General features: G+C 41.3%; 14 protein-coding genes, 1 tRNA gene and 1 pseudogene. 9 read left to right on the top strand and 7 right to left on the bottom strand.

Going from position 1 to position 18,022, the window contains the following annotated elements:
• Positions 1-112 precede the first annotated feature (112 nt).
• Positions 113-2,341, bottom strand: a complete 2,229-nt coding sequence (locus tag AC504W_RS22620) for a CHASE2 domain-containing protein (RefSeq protein ID WP_494874462.1) — start codon at positions 2,339-2,341, stop codon at positions 113-115.
• Between the two features lie 186 nt (positions 2,342-2,527).
• Between AC504W_RS22620 and AC504W_RS22625 the strand changes: the two genes are divergently transcribed.
• A complete protein-coding gene (locus AC504W_RS22625; RefSeq protein WP_193892298.1) occupies positions 2,528-2,914 on the top strand; it encodes a nuclear transport factor 2 family protein in 387 nt (128 codons plus the stop codon).
• A gap of 73 nt (positions 2,915-2,987) precedes the next feature.
• Positions 2,988-4,001: a S66 peptidase family protein gene (locus AC504W_RS22630; RefSeq protein ID WP_494874463.1), complete on the top strand. Its 1,014-nt coding sequence runs from the start codon at positions 2,988-2,990 to the stop codon at positions 3,999-4,001.
• Here the strand turns inward: AC504W_RS22630 and AC504W_RS22635 are convergent.
• A complete protein-coding gene (locus AC504W_RS22635; protein WP_494874464.1) occupies positions 3,998-5,329 on the bottom strand; it encodes a GTPase family protein in 1,332 nt (443 codons plus the stop codon). The genes AC504W_RS22630 and AC504W_RS22635 overlap by 4 nt on opposite strands.
• 291 nt (positions 5,330-5,620) lie before the next feature.
• Here AC504W_RS22635 and AC504W_RS22640 point away from each other — a divergent pair, with 291 nt between their 5' ends.
• The 6 genes and pseudogenes from AC504W_RS22640 (at position 5,621) to AC504W_RS22665 (ending at position 11,863) form a co-directional block, all read left to right on the top strand.
• Positions 5,621-6,463 (top strand): metal ABC transporter permease, encoded by an 843-nt coding sequence (locus tag AC504W_RS22640; protein WP_494874465.1) that lies wholly within the window; start codon positions 5,621-5,623, stop codon positions 6,461-6,463.
• A gap of 80 nt (positions 6,464-6,543) precedes the next feature.
• Positions 6,544-6,616 (top strand) — tRNA-Phe (locus tag AC504W_RS22645).
• Positions 6,617-6,927: 311 nt separating this feature from the next.
• On the top strand, positions 6,928-7,245 hold the full coding sequence (locus AC504W_RS22650; protein WP_494874466.1) for a hypothetical protein: 318 nt from the start codon (positions 6,928-6,930) through the stop codon (positions 7,243-7,245).
• Positions 7,246-7,379: 134 nt separating this feature from the next.
• Positions 7,380-9,108, top strand: a pseudogene (locus tag AC504W_RS22655) (succinate dehydrogenase/fumarate reductase flavoprotein subunit).
• Positions 9,109-9,460: 352 nt separating this feature from the next.
• Positions 9,461-10,486, top strand: coding sequence for an IS701 family transposase (locus AC504W_RS22660; RefSeq protein WP_494878555.1), 1,026 nt, complete (start codon positions 9,461-9,463; stop codon positions 10,484-10,486).
• A gap of 240 nt (positions 10,487-10,726) precedes the next feature.
• On the top strand, positions 10,727-11,863 hold the full coding sequence (locus AC504W_RS22665) for a glycosyltransferase family 9 protein (RefSeq protein WP_494874468.1): 1,137 nt from the start codon (positions 10,727-10,729) through the stop codon (positions 11,861-11,863).
• Here AC504W_RS22665 and AC504W_RS22670 read toward each other — a convergent pair.
• The 5 genes from AC504W_RS22670 to trxB form a co-directional block, all read right to left on the bottom strand.
• The gene (locus AC504W_RS22670) at positions 11,834-12,730 is read right to left on the bottom strand and encodes an ROK family protein (RefSeq protein WP_494874469.1); all 897 of its coding nucleotides are present in this window, start codon (positions 12,728-12,730) and stop codon (positions 11,834-11,836) included. The genes AC504W_RS22665 and AC504W_RS22670 overlap by 30 nt on opposite strands.
• A 48-nt stretch (positions 12,731-12,778) precedes the next feature.
• Entirely contained in the window at positions 12,779-14,224 is a 1,446-nt protein-coding gene (locus AC504W_RS22675) for a tetratricopeptide repeat protein (protein WP_494874470.1), read from the bottom strand.
• 16 nt (positions 14,225-14,240) lie between these two features.
• Complete coding sequence (locus AC504W_RS22680) at positions 14,241-14,441, bottom strand: hypothetical protein (RefSeq protein ID WP_494878732.1); 201 nt, start codon at positions 14,439-14,441, stop codon at positions 14,241-14,243.
• A gap of 99 nt (positions 14,442-14,540) precedes the next feature.
• Positions 14,541-15,437, bottom strand: a complete 897-nt coding sequence (locus tag AC504W_RS22685) for an ABC transporter permease (RefSeq protein ID WP_494874471.1) — start codon at positions 15,435-15,437, stop codon at positions 14,541-14,543.
• A 149-nt stretch (positions 15,438-15,586) separates the two neighbouring features.
• On the bottom strand, positions 15,587-16,957 hold the full coding sequence (gene trxB / locus AC504W_RS22690) for a thioredoxin-disulfide reductase (protein WP_494874472.1): 1,371 nt from the start codon (positions 16,955-16,957) through the stop codon (positions 15,587-15,589).
• 365 nt (positions 16,958-17,322) lie between these two features.
• Between trxB and AC504W_RS22695 the strand changes: the two genes are divergently transcribed.
• Complete coding sequence (locus tag AC504W_RS22695; RefSeq protein ID WP_494874473.1) at positions 17,323-17,850, top strand: type IV pilin-like G/H family protein; 528 nt, start codon at positions 17,323-17,325, stop codon at positions 17,848-17,850.
• Positions 17,851-18,022 lie beyond the last annotated feature (172 nt).

Consider the following 18,022-nt stretch of genomic DNA (forward strand, 5'->3'; position numbering starts at 1 on the left):
ATTTTTTTGCCTCACGCAGAGGAGGACACTTGCGTGGGCGGGTTTCCCGACTTAAGCAAAGTGTCCGTCACGCAAAGGCGCAGAGAGTTATAGAGAGTTTATCTGTGTGCTTTTATTTCTGATCGCTAATCTGATTTAAGTCTTGCAAAACGGCGGCGGCTGATTGATAGCGATCGCTAAAATGATAACGCACCATTTTATCTAAAATCATACCCAGTTCTGCACTTACTTGTACTGTGTGTTGCCACATAACATTGCCTGTCTCTGGATCTGGTTGTAATTCTTGAGGTAAGATACCAGTCATTGCTTGAATTCCCATCATCCCCAAAGCATAAATATCACTAGATAAGCGCGGATGTCCGGCAAATTGTTCTGGTGGTGCATAGCCCCGTGTACCAATAGCAACTGTAGCTAATTCTGTTTGTTCGCTAGTTGGTGGGTGCATTAATTTAACTGCACCAAAATCAATTAAAACTAAGCGATGATCTTGATTACTTCTAATAATATTATGTGGTTTAATGTCTCGATGAATTACGCGATGGTCATGAACAAAGGCTAAAACTTCTAATACACCTTTGAGCATCTCAATTACAAAAGTTTCATTTTTTGCACCGTGTACAGGTGCTATTTCTTCGTGTAAAGTATGCCCAGGAATATACTCTTCTACTAAATAGAATTCTTGCTGGTCTTCAAAATAAGCCAGCAGCGCCGGGATTTGGGGATGTTTCCCCAAGGCTTCTAAAATTTCTGCTTCTGTATTAAATAATCTCCTGGCTACTTCTAAAAATTTTGTATCTCGACGTGCTGGCATTAATTGTTTCACAACACAAGTTGGATTACCAGGGCGCTGAGTATCTTGTGCTAAATAAGTGCGACCAAATCCCCCAGCACCCAAAACTCTCGAAATATGGTAGCGTCCACCCAAAAGTAAATCACCAGTTCTTTTTTCTGGTTGATAAATTATTGACGCAGAGTGAATATGTTGGTCACGAATTTTTGTTGCTTCTGTTGCGGCGGTAGTTTCTTTTAAGAGAATACTTAATTGCGCGATCGCTTCTTGTTGTTGTTCAACTTGCTGAATAATTAACTTTGTTTGCTGTTGAGTGCGGTATGTACTATAAACCAGCATCCCCACACTACTAAACAAAAATGCGATCGCCGGGGGAATCAGCGGTATCCAGCCAGCTAAGAGAAATAAACCAGCACAAATTCCCACTAAACCAGCTAGGGTTAGACAACCCACCACTAGCAGCATAACAGGATGTCGCAGCCGCCAGCCTAAAATACTACCCAATAATGACCAAGCCAAGACCCATGTTACTTCTAGCCAATCAGGCCAGTACCAAATCGATGGTCTACCATCCAAAACTGTACTGAGAATTTGACTGGCTATTTGTGCATGAATAAATACAGTTGATGTTCTGGCTGGATGGTCTGGAGAAGCACTATAGGGAGTATACACACCAGGATGAACACTAGCGGCTGTAGTGCCAATAATTACTAACTTGTCTTTAATCCAATTGGGATTAACTTGGCCGTTGAGAACTTGTGAAAGAGTGACTTCTTGTGTGAGGTAATGAGGATGGCGGTAATTTAATAATATTTGATAACCAGCAGCATCTAAGCCAATATAGCCACCAGAATTAGGTGTGAGAGTTGAAAAAGTGATTTTACCAAGATGAAAATTGTGTTTTTCGGTAAAATCTACATTTATCCCTTGTTTTTCTAAATAACTAATGGCAATTAAAGCCGCAAATGAAAATTGTGTTGCACATTTACTATTATTACTAGGCTCGGCAAATAACAAACTCCGGCGTACAATTTGGTCTTCTTGATTATCAGGAATCAAATCGTTATAGCTAATATTATCTCCAGGAAAATTCGGTGGAGGAGGAATTTCTGATCTATCTTTGCTGCTTAATAAACAAGTAGTAATGATGTTATGTTTATTCGTAATACCAGCCGCCAGATTAGTTTGATTTTGGCGGTAGAGATTCAGACCAATAACACGCGGTTGATCAGACTCAAGTTTTGTTAATAATTGATTGATTATGGCATCAGATAACGGCCATTTGACTTGCGCCAAATCCTCTTCTGTGATTTTAACCAGTAAAAGCCGAGGATCAGGTGGTTCTGAAGGACGCGATCGCAACATTTGGTCATAAGCTTTTAACTCCCAAGGTTGCAACCATTTCAGTTCCCGCATTCCCCACACCAAAGTTGTGACCCCCACACTTGTTACCACAACCATTCGCCACCAGTGAATTTTGGTCAAGGTGTCACGATAATCTTGATTTTGGGTTAATGCAGTTCGCAGATATTGTAATATTCCACTAATCACAGAGTTGTAGTAGAAGGCAGGAGGCAGGAGGCAGAAGGATGAAATTTAACACTTCAGACTTCAGACTTTATTTAATTTAGCAACTTACTTGGCTGAATGTTGCTGTTTAATCCATCGCTAGAGTTCAGCAAATAATAGGTTGTATAATCTATATCCGGTTGTTCCTCCATTAAGAAAACTTCAGTCATGCCAAGCACCGCCATTGAAACAGTTATTGCTGCCTACTTTACCAACATTACTGCAATGAATCCAGAAGGCTGGATAGAGAATTTTGCGGAAGATGCGGTGAGTCATGATCCGGTTGGTGAACCTCCAGTCAAAATTCGGGAAGATTATCACCAGTTTATCGGGCAATTGCAAGCTGTATTTACAAAATTAGCCGCGACAACTGAACATATTTTTGTAGCTGGTACTGAAGCAGCCGTCAAGTGGACAATGGAAGGAGTTAGTAAGACAGGTAAATCAGTCACCTTTGAGGGAATCACAATTTTTGAGATTAATAAAGACGGAAAAATTCAAACAACCCGCGCTTATTGGAACCCTAATCTCTTGGTAGCGCAATTGCGCGGTTAAGAAAAAGTAGGAAATGAAGTCTGAAATGAAGAACCCAGTATAATCAAGTTTTTTCCTACTCCCCAACCTAATTTTGAAACGACGCAAATTTATTACAACCTGTGGTTTGACAACCTTAGCAGCGCAGATACCTTTAGTTCAAGCTCAAGGTAAGCTGTCGCCAAGTACCATCCTCAAACCACCCAGGCTACAACCAGGAGACACAGTAGGGCTAGTTTCGCCCGCTGGTGTCATTGACGCAGAAGATTTAGCCAACGCCCAGCGATCGCTCACCCAATTAGGCTTAAAAATTAAATTAGGCAACCATCTCTTAGACAGGTACGGTTATTTAGCCGGTACAGATGCTAACCGCGCTGACGATATCAACAAGATGTTTGCAGATAATTCCGTCACAGCCATCATGACTATGCGTGGTGGTTGGGGTTGCAACCGCATTTTACCTTTATTGAATTACGCCCAAATTCGCGCCCATCCTAAAATCATCATGGGATTCAGCGATATTACTGCTTTAGTATTAGCGATTTATGCCCGTAGTCGAGTCATTACTTTTCATGGCGCAAATGCCACATCTAACTGGAATGACTTTACAACAAATTACGCCAAACGCATCTTATTTGATGGCGAAGCAGTAACAATGCAAAATCTCCAAACCGAAGATGTCCAATTTGAGACGATCGCATCAGGAAAAGCCACAGGTAAACTCATAGGTGGTAACTTGTCAGTTCTCGCCGCAATGGTGGGTTCACCTTATCTACCTGCTTGGTACAAAAATATTTTATTTGTAGAAGATGTTAGAGAAGATGTTTATCGGATAGACCGTATGTTAACTCAGTTAAAAAATGCTGGGATTCTCAATCAAATTTCTGGCTTTATCTTTGGCAGATGTACTGACTGTAGCCTTGGCGATGAACCATCTTTTAAATTAACTCAAGTCTTACACGACCATCTAATTCCCTTAAAAATTCCGGCTTGGTATGGTTCAATGATTGGTCATATCAAAGATAAATTTACTTTACCCATTGGTTTAAATGTTGAAATAGATGCCGATGCTGGAACAATTAAAATGCTGGAATCGGCTGTATCTTAACGTTTAATTCCCTTAAACCGTTCTTTCGCTGCTTGAAACTCTGCTTGCATTACAGATTGAATTTTTTGCGGATCAGGTTTTTTCCCACCCATAACATCACCAAAATAAACACAAGCAGCTTCCCCTAAAGACCAAGTATAAGCCGCCGCCCAAGAAGCGGCGATCGCACTACCAAAACCTGGGATAAATTTAACTAATTCCCTCCCAACTGCTTGGGCTAAAAATCCGCCAGCGATCGCACTCACAATTCCCCCTGCTTGGGATGGTGTGATAGTTTGCCCGTATAATTTACCTAATAGTCCTACCATCGATACTTGCAATGCTGTTAATACAGGCATAGTTGCAAAGGGTAAAGGTATCGCAGCCAAGGTTGCAGCCATCACCGAAAAAGTGAGCATATAGCGCCGCCCAGCATCTCGATAGATGTTCCCAATTTGTTTACCAACACCCTGGGCTAATAACTGATTAATTGCACCAGCTTCGGCTTCTGGTAATAATTCTGCTAAATTATCGCGAAACTCTTCTAAACCGTAAAATACAGGATTGTAACCATCTTCTTCTAAAGTGAAGTCAATCAACACAGCGCGATCGTATAATCCGCTAAAAGCTTGTTGAATTTCCGCAAAGGCGCGTTGAATTTCTTGGTAATCTGGCGGATAAGTTGGGTGATCTGCTGCATCAGCAGGATAAACTTCATGTAAGCAAGTCACCGCCAGCAAACAGGGAATATCTGGATATTGCTGACGTAATTTGTGGGCGATTTGTCGTAACGTATCAGTCGCAAAATCATTAATCTTAACGGTGAGAATTAACACCCGCGCACCACGACTAGATTTTTGCAAATCACCAAGCAACTCTTGAATAATTACCTGAGTCTCTTGATTGACATCTCCTAGTCCCACCGTATCGGTAAAAATCAGCAACGGTAAATCATTTGAAGGATAGGCGTAGCGTTCAGTGTGTTGTGTATGGGGGCGAAATCCTTGGCCAATAATCTCTGGTGAAACTCCAGTTAGTCCCCGCACAATCGAACTTTTGCCAGCTTGGGGCTTACCAATTAACAAAGCTTCGGTAGTTGGCAATTCAGCACGGACAGCTTCTAAAATCTCTGCAATTTGAGCTTCGCTGATACTATACCATTCGACCACAGTCTGCGATACTTGCTCCACAGGTAAAAACTGCATCAAGCTAGTTGTGGCTTTTTTCCAGACACCTGCAATGCGATTTTGCCAAGCATCATTTGCCGACTGAGTTGTTGTATCTTCAGACGGTTCATTGGTAGATTGAGAATCTGCTGATGGCAAATCAGTATTCGGTTGCTCAGTCATAGTGATCAAAACAGCAGATAGATTGCAACTTTATTTGGGCGATCGCTTAAGATGCTCACTTGTCATTTTAGATGATTCAACAGTCACCTAACCTATCACTTGCACCTAATCTACCAATCAACAAAGTTTCATACTACTGGGGATAGAGACTCTGGGAATATCAGTAAATGCTGTATCCTGTTTAAACGTCCTGAAATCAGAATGCAGAATTAATTAGTAAGTTGGGTGTAACGAAGTGGAACACCCGATACTTGTTGCGTTACTAGATTAATTATCAGAATTTACTCAGACATGATATTAGCCATTACCAGTAGTCAAGATTTGGTGAGTTTACTACAATTCCCGTTCATGCAACGAGCGCTGATTGGTGCTGTGTTAATGGGGATACTTGGGGGTTTACTTGGGTGCTTTGTGACTTTACGTCAATTATCATTTTTTAGCCATGCCGTTGGTCATGCAGCTTTAGTTGGAGTAGCCTTGGGTGTGTTGCTACAGTTAAATCCTACTTGGATGCTGTTGCCCTTTACCTTAGTTTTTGGTGTTATCGTTCTTTACTTCGTAGATAAAACCGATTTAGGCAGCGATAGCGTACTGAGTATAGTTCTTTCTGGTGCATTAGCGATCGGCGTAATTCTCTCTAGCTTGATTCAGGGATATCGCGGTAACTTAATGGCTGTGCTTTTTGGCGATATTCTCGCTATTGATGCTACAGATTTAGCTTTAACGCTGTTGGTACTTATAGGAGGCACGATATTTTTATTATCGACTCTGCGCCAGCAAATTTTGCTAACCCTGAATCCTGATGTCGCCAAAGTTCAAGGCATTCCCGTGGAATTATATCGTTATGCCTTTGTAGTGCTGCTCTCCCTAGCCGTTGCTGTGGCAATTAAAGCCGTGGGAGTTTTATTAGTTAACGCCTTTTTAGTGATTCCTGCGGCTACAGCCAAGCTGATGAGTCAGCAGTTTAGCCGTTTTTTGTTGATGTCTGTGATAGTTGGTTCGACTAGCAGCATTGCCGGCATTCTGGTGTCAGGTATTTTCAACCTCGCCTCTGGCCCTAGTATTGTACTTGTCCAGTTTCTGCTATTCATAGCTGTGTTTGTTGTGATCAAGCTAGGGTGGAAAACAGCTTAATTTATTTTTTTTGATTACCCCTTGCAGAATCCTTTTTTGTTTGCTAAATTTATAAATCGTGGCGCAAAAACAAAGCCCGCGCCGGGATAGCTCAGTTGGTAGAGCAGAGGACTGAAAATCCTCGTGTCACGAGTTCAAGTCTCGTTCCTGGCATATTACAAAACTCCTTGAAACTTTAGGATTCAAGGAGTTTTTGCTTTATAGTATCTGAATTAATCAAGAAAAAAGTTCTAAATCTTAAAAAAACTTACGCCGGAGATGATTGACTATTTTAGACTCGATCCTTTAAGCCTTATTGAGCGCAGCTTCATTAAGAATTGATATTAGCTCAATTAACTATATTTGTAATAAAAAAATCAAATTGTGAAGTGATATTACAAACATTGCAAAAATATTTAGAAATTGTTTTGTAGGCAAACATGGCTCTAACGTAGAACCTATAGGAGAGACTTGAGGCAACTGTAATGAACATGAGTGATATAAAAAACTATCGGTTTGTCTGCACCCTGACCTTTGGAGATATTTATGGTCAAATTATTGTTTGGCTAATTACAATTACGCTTAGTTTGGCATCAGCTTTGGCGCTGATGGGTGCAAAACGACCAGTATATGCCTTAGCAACAGTAGGTCTAATTGTTCTGCTATCGTTACCTTTCTTGCTGTTTGCTTTTGTAACTACATTGTTAAATCATATTGAACTAGTTGCTATAGAACGGGGAACTAAGACTGCACCTATCCCTGGTAATGTCTCTCAACAACAACCGATCCAAGCTACTAGTTGAATAGTAGGGAGTAGTAGATTTTAATAATGGTTAATTTTGCATTAATTAACTTCCCTGTCAGCAGACGGGGAATTTTTTTTGTGAATCGCGTCTCTACAATAGAACAGCAGCTTTTTGCAGTCGGGGGCTAGTTTATGCTGGAACATGATGTAATTATTGTCGGGGGAGGATTAGCAGGATGTCGTGCGGCTGTGGAAATTGCCCGTACTGACCCTAGTTTAAATGTTGCTGTAGTGGCGAAAACTCATCCTATTCGTTCTCACTCAGTTGCAGCCCAGGGTGGGATGGCTGCATCGTTAAAAAATGTTGATTCCGAAGATTCTTGGGAAGCACACGCTTTTGATACTGTTAAAGGTTCTGATTACTTAGCAGACCAAGATGCAGTAGCCATTCTCGCCCAAGAAGCGCCAGATGTAGTAATTGACCTCGAACATCTGGGTGTTTTGTTCTCGCGTTTACCTGATGGACGGATTGCACAACGGGCTTTTGGGGGACATTCTCACAATCGCACTTGTTACGCCGCCGATAAAACTGGTCATGCTATTCTGCACGAATTGGTAAATAATTTGCGGCGTTATGGTGTGCAGATTTATCAAGAGTGGTACGTAATGCGCCTGATTTTAGAAGAAGGACAGGCGAAGGGTGTGGTGATGTATCACTTATTAGATGGTCAGATTGAGGTAGTTAGGGCAAAAGCGGTAATGTTTGCCACAGGTGGTTATGGTCGCGTTTATAACACCACATCTAATGATTACGCTTCCACAGGCGATGGTTTGGCGATGACGGCGATCGCAGGTTTACCCCTACAAGACATGGAGTTTGTGCAGTTCCACCCCACAGGTTTGTATCCAGTTGGGGTGCTGATTTCTGAAGCAGTCCGGGGAGAAGGGGCGTATCTCATTAATTCTGAAGGCGATCGCTTTATGGCGACTTATGCACCCAGCCGGATGGAATTAGCACCTCGTGATATTACCTCAAGAGCGATTGCTTACGAAATTCGTGCTGGGCGTGGTGTGAATCTTGATGGTAGCGCTGGCGGCCCCTTTGTCTATCTAGATCCTGCGCCATTTGGGTAAAGAAAAAATTATGAGTCGCGTTCCCTTTTGTTGGGAAGAAGCCCACCGCTTAGTCGGCGTTGATGCGGTGACTCAACCAATGCCAGTCCGCCCGACAATTCATTATTGTATGGGTGGTATACCTGTAAACACTGATGGTCAAGTCCGCAGTAGTGATAATAGTTTCGTTGAAGGTTTCTTTGCGGCTGGAGAAACCTGTTGTGTTTCCGTTCACGGCGCAAATCGTTTAGGTAGTAATTCTTTATTAGAATGTGTAGTCTATGGTAAACGAACTGGGGCGGCGATCGCTCAATATGTGCAAAAACGTAAATTACCTACTATAGATGAACAACGCTATATCAAAGAAGCCCAGCAAGAAATTCGAGCCTTACTAGAACAACCAGGACAGTACCGTATTAACCAAGTCCGCCAAGCCTTTCAAGATACAATGACCGAATTCTGCGGTGTTTTCCGCACTCAAGAATTAATGAGTGAAGGCTGGGAAAAAATTACAGAAATCCAACAAAAATATAGTCAAGTTTTCTTAGACGACAAAGGTAGTTGCTGGAATACCGAACTTGTAGAAGCTTTAGAACTCCGAAGTTTAATGGTAGTTGGACAAACCATTCTGGCCTCAGCCCTCAATCGCCAAGAAAGCCGCGGCGCACACTTCCGCGAAGACTTTCCTCAACGAGATGATGTTAATTTTCTCAGACATACAATGGCTTACTATTCACCCGCAGGTATTGATATTCAATATCGCCCCGTGGTGATTAATATGTTTGAGCCAAAAGAGAGGAAGTACTAATTAGACACATTGCTTAATTAATTAACCTCACGCAGAGGCACAAAAAATCTTAGACGTAAGGTTGGGTTAACGGAAGGAAACTCAACCTATAATTTTTTTACATCATCTTAGTTTTACTTATCTCTCTTAGTTATTTATCAGACTCAAGTGAACATTTTTGATATGTGTAACCAATGATGAATATTTACCTGAGTAACAAACGTACCGCATAATTCGATAGTCAGAATTCAGATTTCTGACTATCTTGAAGCTCCTCCTAACTGTGCCAAAATATATTAGGACTTACGCATTGACACAGTAGTAATATAATGCTGGCTTGAGATTGGTGTCGTCTACTCACAGGTATCGGAAAATTAGAGAAATCAGCAAACCCTCAACAGCACAATGTAATCTGGAACATTACACTCTATTTCTGCTATCAGAGCCAAAGCATGGGGGATGCAGCCGATTAGCAGAGATATTGGAAGATGTTTCAGATGATAGTGTAAATCGCTTTTTACTCAGAGAGAGATACACTCCCTATGATTTGTACAATAGGGTAAAGAGCATAATTAATTTGGTAGGAGGGATTTTAAGTGTTGACGATACGGTCATAGAGAAGCTTTACAGTGACCCAAAACATGCAGAATTAATAGGTTATTTTTGGTCAGGTAAATATCATAAAAGCATCAAGGGATTGAATTTAATCACACTATATTACAGTGATATTTATGAGAATTCAGTTCCAATTAATTACAGAATATATGACAAAAGGGAAGGTAAAACCAAGAACGACTATTTCCGCGAAATGGTAATTGAGGTAATAGCATGGGGTTTAAAACCAAGAGTCGTAACTGGGGATAGTTGGTACTCAGGAGTGGAGAACTTGAAATTTCTAAGAAACCAGAAATTGGGTTTTCTATTCGGGGTTGAGAAAAATAGAACTGTCTCGAATCAAGTAGGTAAATACAGCCAGATAAGCACTCTAGAGATTCCAGATGAAGGTTTAATCACTCATCTAAAAGAATTTGGATTTATTAAGTTGTTTAGGAAAGTCTTTAAAAAAGAAGACTCTAGACACTATATTTTATATTTACCTGATGAGCATAGGCTCCAACAAATATCGAGGAGTGAATTTATCACAATTCATGATACCCATTGGAAAATTGAAACATTTCATCGGGCAATCAAACAGGTCTGTGGAATCTGTCGATTTATGGTTAGAGATAGCCAAGCAATCAAGACTCACATATTTTGCTCACTTCAAGCATTTGTCAGATTGGAGCTAATGCGCTCTGAAAAAACAATTACCAATTGGTATGAAGTCCAAAGGAATTTATTTACAGAAGTCTTGCGCGAGTATATTTTGAACAACATCACTAGTGCAGGCATTTATTAAAGCCCGTAATTGATGCTTTTTGTCAATGCGTAAGTCCTATATATGGACATACTCACCGTTTAGACAAAAAACCACTCGACCAAAAAGCCAGTGTCACCACTGGGGTGAAATGTGCGCCTCTTAAGCGCTATATGTCGTTTTGAAGAAAGCATTTCGTTGCTCTTGACAATCTCTCAAACAACTGCCAAGGTGTTGGAGAAAAATTCCATTCTTGGTATAAATTGAGCCAGTATCCACGAGATGCAGATTTTCACAAATCAATCTCTACGCGCTAAACCTCATATTGCTGTGTTTTCTTCTACTAAAGTGGGAAACTTTGTTGTTACTACACCGCTTTTGAGAGGGCTGAAAGAGAAATATCCTGATTGCACACTAGATTTTTTTGGCAGTGAAACTACTAAAGATTTTGAAATTCATTGTCCATATATTGACTGGCGTTTTTCACTTTATACACAGCGACCAGATTTTTTAGATGCTTTAGCACAAGCTGTAAGAGAACGTCAGCAAATAGCAGGAATTTATGATTTAGCAATTAATTGTGATGGCTTTAGTGAAATTAATTTAGTCATGATTAGTGCTATTCGTCCTACTTATATTGCGGGAGTTGCTTTATCTTTAGATTTTCGTGACAAACTAAAAGTAGAAAATCATCCAATACACAAATTATTACTAGATAAAGATTGGAATAGCCGAGAGTTTTTGCAAAGACATCAAGATATACTGCAAAGCAACTATATCAGCGAAATATTCTGTCGAGTTGCATATATAGAAACTGATTTTTATAAATTAGAATTACCAAGTAAAGAACCCCATTTTTTAGTGCCTGATGTATTAATTCATGTGACAGCTACACGTCCGGCAAAAATGTGGTCTGTATATTATTGGCAACAAGTTATCAACTGGTGTGATTCTCAAGAATTAACAATTGGCTTAATTGGTAGCCATCCCCAAGAGCAGCAAACTTTGTATAATGCTGGTCATACTGAAGAATATTTGTTGGAAAAGACAAGTATTATTGATCTGCGAGGAAAGACTTCTTTAATTGAACTAGCAGGTGCTTTTCGCCGCACGAGAGTATGTATTTCTGTCGATTCCGGCCCTCTGCATATTGCTACTGCTGTAGGTTGTCCAACATTGGCAGTTTTTGGCAATGATGGTGATGGTGATGGCGCAAGCCCCATCAGACTTTGGGCATCTCGGCAACCGCACGTAAAACTGACTATTTCGGAGTTTAAATGTACCTTATGTCAGGATAATTCTTTTAAAAATAAAGAGTGTTTATTAGATAATCATCCTTGTATGGCGTATCTTTCTCCTGAGTCAGTGATTAATCAACTTCAAGGTCTTTTACTCAGCAGTAATTTTCTGCCATGCTAATTTGGCAGCACCTACCATTCCCGCAGAGTTCCCCAATTGGGCTGGCAAAATTTGTAACCCTGTCCGGGAAGTATACATAACTCGTCGATCAATTTCTACCTTGGCTGCTGGTAAGAAAAATTCAAAACTAGCACTAACACCCCCGCCAATAACGATCGCTTGTGGTGTTAAAACATAAATTAAACTAACTAGACCAATACCTAAATATCTACCATATTCTTGCCAAAATGCTAAAGCCTCAGCATCTCCAGCTTGGGCTAAAGCACCCAATTGGGCAGGTTCTTTTCCTGTGCGGCGACGAATAGCAATAATTGAGGCATACTGCTCTAAAGAGCCTTGATTGCCACTATTACACATCGGCCCTTCGGGGTTGAAGCTAATTAAACCTAATTCTCCAGCGGCTCCTTGATGTCCAATGAACAGCTTACCATCAAGGATAATTGCGCCACCAACTCCTGTCCCCAAGGTCAACAAAATAAAATTTTGCAAGTTGCGCCCCGCACCTAACCAAGCTTCCCCAACTCCCGCACAGTTAGCATCGTTGGCAATAACCGTGGGTTTACCTGTTTTAATTTCTAACCATTCAGCTAAAGGCACATCTAGCCATCCAGGTAAGTTGATAGCAATTTTGGCAATACGTCCAGACGCATCCGCAGGGCCTGGCATACCCACACCAATAGCTATAGTTTGATTATCAGGGTCAATTTGGGCGATCGCATCTATGATCACTACCAAAACTGCTTCTGGTGTAGCTGGTTGGGGGGTTGCCACAGTTAAGCATTGTAAGCACGTACCATCTTGGCTAAACCGCCCCAACTTAATTGCTGTTCCCCCAATATCAATCCCAATTACTTCCGGTTGATTCACAATTGCACATCCAAAACAGGGCAAGTACGAAGTCTAAAACTCTATATCTTACACTTCATACTTCATAATTTCCTGCCCTACCTTGGCAAATACTCCAGCCCAATCACCCACAGATTCTTGGCGAAATAGTCGCATTGTCGGATACCAAGGGCTGTCTTCTCGCTGCAATAACCATCGCCAATCAGGAATAAAGGGCAGAACAACCCAGGTTGGTTTACCTAGTGCGCCGGCTAAGTGAGCAACTGAAGTATCTATTGTTAAGACTAAATCTAATTGAGCGATCGCCGCAGCTGTATCACTAAAATTATGCAAATAACTGCTCAAATCCTGAATTTTAATATCAGCAGGTAGTTGCGCTAAGTCTTGAGAATTTTTACCTACTTGAAGGCTGTAAAATTCGACTGCTGGTATTTTGAACAATGGTAAAAATGGCTGTAGTCCACAGGTGCGTTTACTGTCATTGCGGTTCCCAGGATTACCCGCCCAAACAATGCCGACTTTGAGTTTAGTTTCTGGTGAGGCTGCTAACTGGAAATTATGAGATTTAGGCGCAAATATATAAGGTATTGTCGCCGGAATCGTTTCCACATTTGTCCCCAACAGATAAGGTAAGCTCATCAAGGGTGCTTGAGTATGGAACTGGCGTAATTCTTCATCCAGAGCAAACACTTGTTCTACGCCAGGAACAGTTTTGAGTAATTCCACTTGAGCAGCTAGACAAGCTACTATAACTCGACCACCGCGATCGCTCACTAAGGCAGCATAGCGAATAAACTGAAATGTATCACCTAGCCCTTGTTCTGCATACAGCAAGATAGTTTTACCATCTAAGGGAGAGCCATCCCAAGGCGCTGTGGCAAAGTTGGGTAGTTGGTCAGGTGTAAACATTCGCCAGCGCCATTCATAAGCTGCCAAGCCAAGTTCAAAATCTCCGTTTAATAATAGTGCTTCGGCTAAATTCTGGTGGGCTTCGGCTAAATCTGGCTGTAATTCAATCGCTGTTTTATAGGAGGAAATGGCTGCTTCAATCTCTCCTATTTGGAGCAGCACTAGACCTAAGTTATTGTAGGCTAAGGCATAACTCGGCTGGAGAATAGTTGCTTGGTGATAGGAATCTTTGGCGGCTTCTAAGTTACCTAGTTGTTGAAAAACTAGACCTAAGTTGTAATGAAATTGAGCAGAGTTAGGCTGTAGGGCGATCGCTTGTTGATAATGTTGAATTGCCTCTTTCCATAAACCCTGCTGTTTCAAAGCAATACCAAGATTGCTGTGAACTGAGGCCAACGCTGGATTAATTGCCACAGCTTGACGGTAAAAAGCGATCGCTTTTTCTATGTCACCTAACTGATGAGCAAGTGTACCCGATAAATATAAAGCATCAACCTGATTTGGTTGCTCTTGCAGAATTTGGGTATATATTTGTTCAGCCTCAAAGAAGCGACCCGCTTGTTGATGAATGATGGCGATCGCTAAACTGTCAGAAATATTATTCATTACTTACAGCTACAGCTTACTTATGTTCTTCTAAGTTGTAATCAACTTTTTCATCAGAACGTACAGAAGCAACCTGTAAATTTACCACTGGGTAATTATTAGCCTGTGACTGCCCTTGCAAAGCCATGACTGGTGTACCACGCAGAATACCAGTCAAAGCCATAGATAGCATAAACCCACCAGCAGCAGCAGCAATTAAAGAAAGGTTATCTTTCACACAAATCTCTCTATATAAATTACTAATTTGGTCAAAAGTCAAAAGTCCATAGTCAAGAATATTAACTTTATCCATTGACTATTGACCATTGATAAATGACTATTTACGAATCCCATTTTCTCCCCGCAAACGGGGATTGACAAATTCATTTAACCCCTCACCAAGTAGGGATAACCCTACAACCATGAATGTCATGGCTAAACCAGGAAACAAGGTTGTCCACCAAACGCCTGTGGGGAGTGCTTCGAGAGCCTGTTTTAAATCATGTCCCCATTCTGGAACTTCTTCAGGTAGTCCCAAACCCAAAAAGCCTAAACCGCCTAATACTAAAATTGCATCGGCGGCGTTGAGGGTAAATAATACAGGTACGCTCTGAATGACGTTGAAAAATAAATAGCGAGATAGCACAATCCAAGTAGAAGCCCCCATTGCTTGGGCGGCTTCGATGAATACTTCTGTTTTGACACTCACGGTATGGTTGCGAACCACCCGATAATATTGGGGGATGTAAGCAATACTAATTGCGATCGCGGCATTAAAAATACCTCTGCCTACAACAAACGCCAGGGTTACAGACAGTAATAATCCCGGTAAGGTGTAAATGCTATCCATGAGGAACAGCAACACTTTATCTAACCTACCGCCAAGATAGCCACTCAGCATCCCCAATGGCACGCCAATAATCATACTCAGCGCGGTTGCTAAAATCACCACTTGCAACGCAGCTTGTGCGCCAAACAAGGTACGAGAAAAGACATCATGGCCTAAGCGGCTAGTCCCAAACCAATGTTTAGCTGATGGTGCTTCTTGAATGGGGTTAGCAAGAAAATCTTTGGGGTTTTGGAGCCATCCCCAAGCCTGCAACACAGGGGCAAAAAATGCCAAAAAGATAAAAAACAGGGTGATGGCTAACCCAATAATCATTAATTTTTGAGAAAGGTTAGAACTTTTAGCAAACCGTAAAAATGTTGGCAGCTGACGTTTAGTTATGGTCATGTGCGATCGCCTGCATTAAGCAAGATACGCTGACCATTGTACATAGGGGAGTGATGAGTGGGCATTAATAAAGTCAAAAGTCAAAAGTAAAAATGTAAAAGAGTAAATTCTTTTTAACTTTTGCCTTTTGCCTTTTGACTTCCTACTCCCTAAAGGTTGCTTTCAATCAACAGGCGGTACTCGCTCTTTTGCTTCACACCTTTGACTTCCTTCACCAGTTCTTTGTCCTTGAAGAATTGCACTGTTGGTGTACCTGTTACCCCAGCGTTTTCGGCAATCTCCCGGTCTTTATCAATGTCAATTTCCACAAAGTGAATTTTGCTATCGAATTCATCCACTACTTTATTGAGTATGGGTTTGAGGGTATGACAAGGGCCGCAACCTGGTGCGACGTATTTGACAATCAGCAGGCGATCGCTTTCGTGGAATAATTTCCTTAAAGCATAACCACCTTCATGGCGAGTTGCGTTTAAATTAAACCCTGCTTCTTGTTCAGCTTCAGTTTTTTGCTTTACTGGCTCATGCTCTAACTCATTATTAATTGTTGGCTCTTGATGGAACTCTTGAATCAAACCATTAGAAGATAACCAACGTTCTGCCAACAATGCGGACATACAACCTGTACCCGCAGCTGTAATTGCTTGTCGATATTCATGGTCTTGTACGTCACCAGCCGCATAAACGCCTTCTACACTAGTTTCTACAGAACCGTCTTTGGTGACGATGTAACCCACCTCATCTAGATCTAGTTGTCCCTGAAATAAAGAGGTATTAGGCTTGTGACCGATCGCATAAAATAAACCCTTGGCATGAATTTGGCTTTCTTCACCAGTTTGATTATTGCGAACTTTCACCCCATCCATGTGTCCGTTACCGAACACATCCACAACTTCTGTATTCCAATGCACCTGGATTTTCGGGTTACTCAAAACTCGGTCTTGCATAGCTTTAGAAGCCCGCATTTTATCAGACCGCACCAACAGATTCACCTTGGAACCGTATTTAGTCAGATAAATAGATTCTTCTGCTGCTGAATCACCAGCCCCAATTACCGCCAACTCTGCACCGTGGAAAATTGGTGTAGCACCATCACAAATCGCGCAAGCAGAAATTCCCCGACTCCAAAATAAATGTTCGCTATCTAAACCCAAACGCCTTGCTGTGGCTCCAGTAGCAATAATTAAACTGTGGGCTTTAACTTCTCTTTCTTCAGAACGAACTGTAAACGGACGCTGACTTAAATCAACAGATATCACATCCTCAGTATATAACTCAGCCCCCCAACGCTCTGCCTGTGCCTTCATCCGATCCATCAGTTCCGGCCCAGTAATGCCTTGAGGAAACCCCGGAAAGTTCTCTACTTCCGTCGTTGTCATCAGTTGCCCACCCGGCAACCCTCCAGCTTGGAAACCTTCAAAAACAACAGGTTTCAGGTTAGCTCGTCCCGCATAGATGGCAGCGGTGTATCCTGCTGGCCCAGAACCGATAATCACCACGTTTTCTACAGTCGGGTTAGTCATAAACTTAACTGAACTCATAACGACTACGCTTAATATAGCATAGCAAATTAATGGAGTGGAATCAAACCCTCATACCATTTTGGATTGTGCGAAAGGTTGAGCAAACTTTTCAAGACAGATTTTAGATTTTGGACTAGTAATCACTCTCGATATCCCCTTGTCCCATTTCAAGCATGATTCTCAAAAACCTGCATATCTAAGCCACCAATCACTACTTCCTTTTTCCAGACCGTAATTTAACGGGGATGCCACCAGAATAAGAAAGATTTTTTACTAGAGATGATAGATCGGAGATTACAAGTGGGTAAGTTACAACTAGAACTCACCAATCAACGTTCGTACACCGAACTTTCAGGAGAAACCCCATGCTCAAGCCAGAATTACAAGCTAAGTATCTACAGTACCTCAACAACCGCAACAACAAACAAGAAGAAGGTTTTACCTTAATTGAACTGCTAGTTGTAGTAATTATTATTGGTGTATTGGCGGCGATCGCGTTACCTTCTTTGCTCGGTCAAGTTAACAAAGCCAAACAGTCAGAAGCGAGAAACTACATTGGTACAGTTAACCGTTCTCAACAAGCTTACTACTTAGAATACCAAGGTTTTGCTACCAGTATTTCTCAGCTGCAAGTAGGTATTAAAACTCAATCAGATAACTATTCTTACGTTATTGTTGGTACCAGTACTCTTACCCAATTTAACGCACAACCTGTTAAACCTGCGCTGAAATCTTATTACGGTGTAGTAGGTACAACACTAGGTAGTGCTGCTACATCTGAAGCACTCACAGTGGCAATAGCTTGTGAATCACCCAACCCTACTACAGCTGCTCCTGCTGTTGCTACCAGCTCTACAGGCTGTCAGAACAGCTTCAACTCCTTAGCTAGATAAAAAATCTTAAGATTTTTCCTAGAGATTTTAACTAGATAATTTCACATAAAGTTATTACTCAGTTGGGTAGTGTGTTAGCACATTACCCAATTTCTGCAATTTTTTCATTAGATATCTTCAGAAATAATGTAGAAAATAGCATTACTAAACCTCTACAAGGTTTCTGGATAAG

Source organism: Nostoc sp. C96 (assembly GCF_059384975.1).

Coding starts and splice junctions, on each gene's coding strand:
- AC504W_RS22625 (WP_193892298.1), top strand. CDS start 2,528: ATGCCAAGCACCGCCATTGAAACAGTTATTGCTGCCTACTTTACCAAC.
- AC504W_RS22635 (WP_494874464.1), bottom strand. CDS start 5,329: ATGACTGAGCAACCGAATACTGATTTGCCATCAGCAGATTCTCAATCT.
- AC504W_RS22640 (WP_494874465.1), top strand. CDS start 5,621: ATGATATTAGCCATTACCAGTAGTCAAGATTTGGTGAGTTTACTACAA.
- AC504W_RS22650 (WP_494874466.1), top strand. CDS start 6,928: ATGAACATGAGTGATATAAAAAACTATCGGTTTGTCTGCACCCTGACC.
- AC504W_RS22665 (WP_494874468.1), top strand. CDS start 10,727: ATGCAGATTTTCACAAATCAATCTCTACGCGCTAAACCTCATATTGCT.
- AC504W_RS22675 (WP_494874470.1), bottom strand. CDS start 14,224: ATGAATAATATTTCTGACAGTTTAGCGATCGCCATCATTCATCAACAA.
- AC504W_RS22685 (WP_494874471.1), bottom strand. CDS start 15,437: ATGACCATAACTAAACGTCAGCTGCCAACATTTTTACGGTTTGCTAAA.
- trxB (WP_494874472.1), bottom strand. CDS start 16,957: ATGACTAACCCGACTGTAGAAAACGTGGTGATTATCGGTTCTGGGCCA.
- AC504W_RS22695 (WP_494874473.1), top strand. CDS start 17,323: ATGCTCAAGCCAGAATTACAAGCTAAGTATCTACAGTACCTCAACAAC.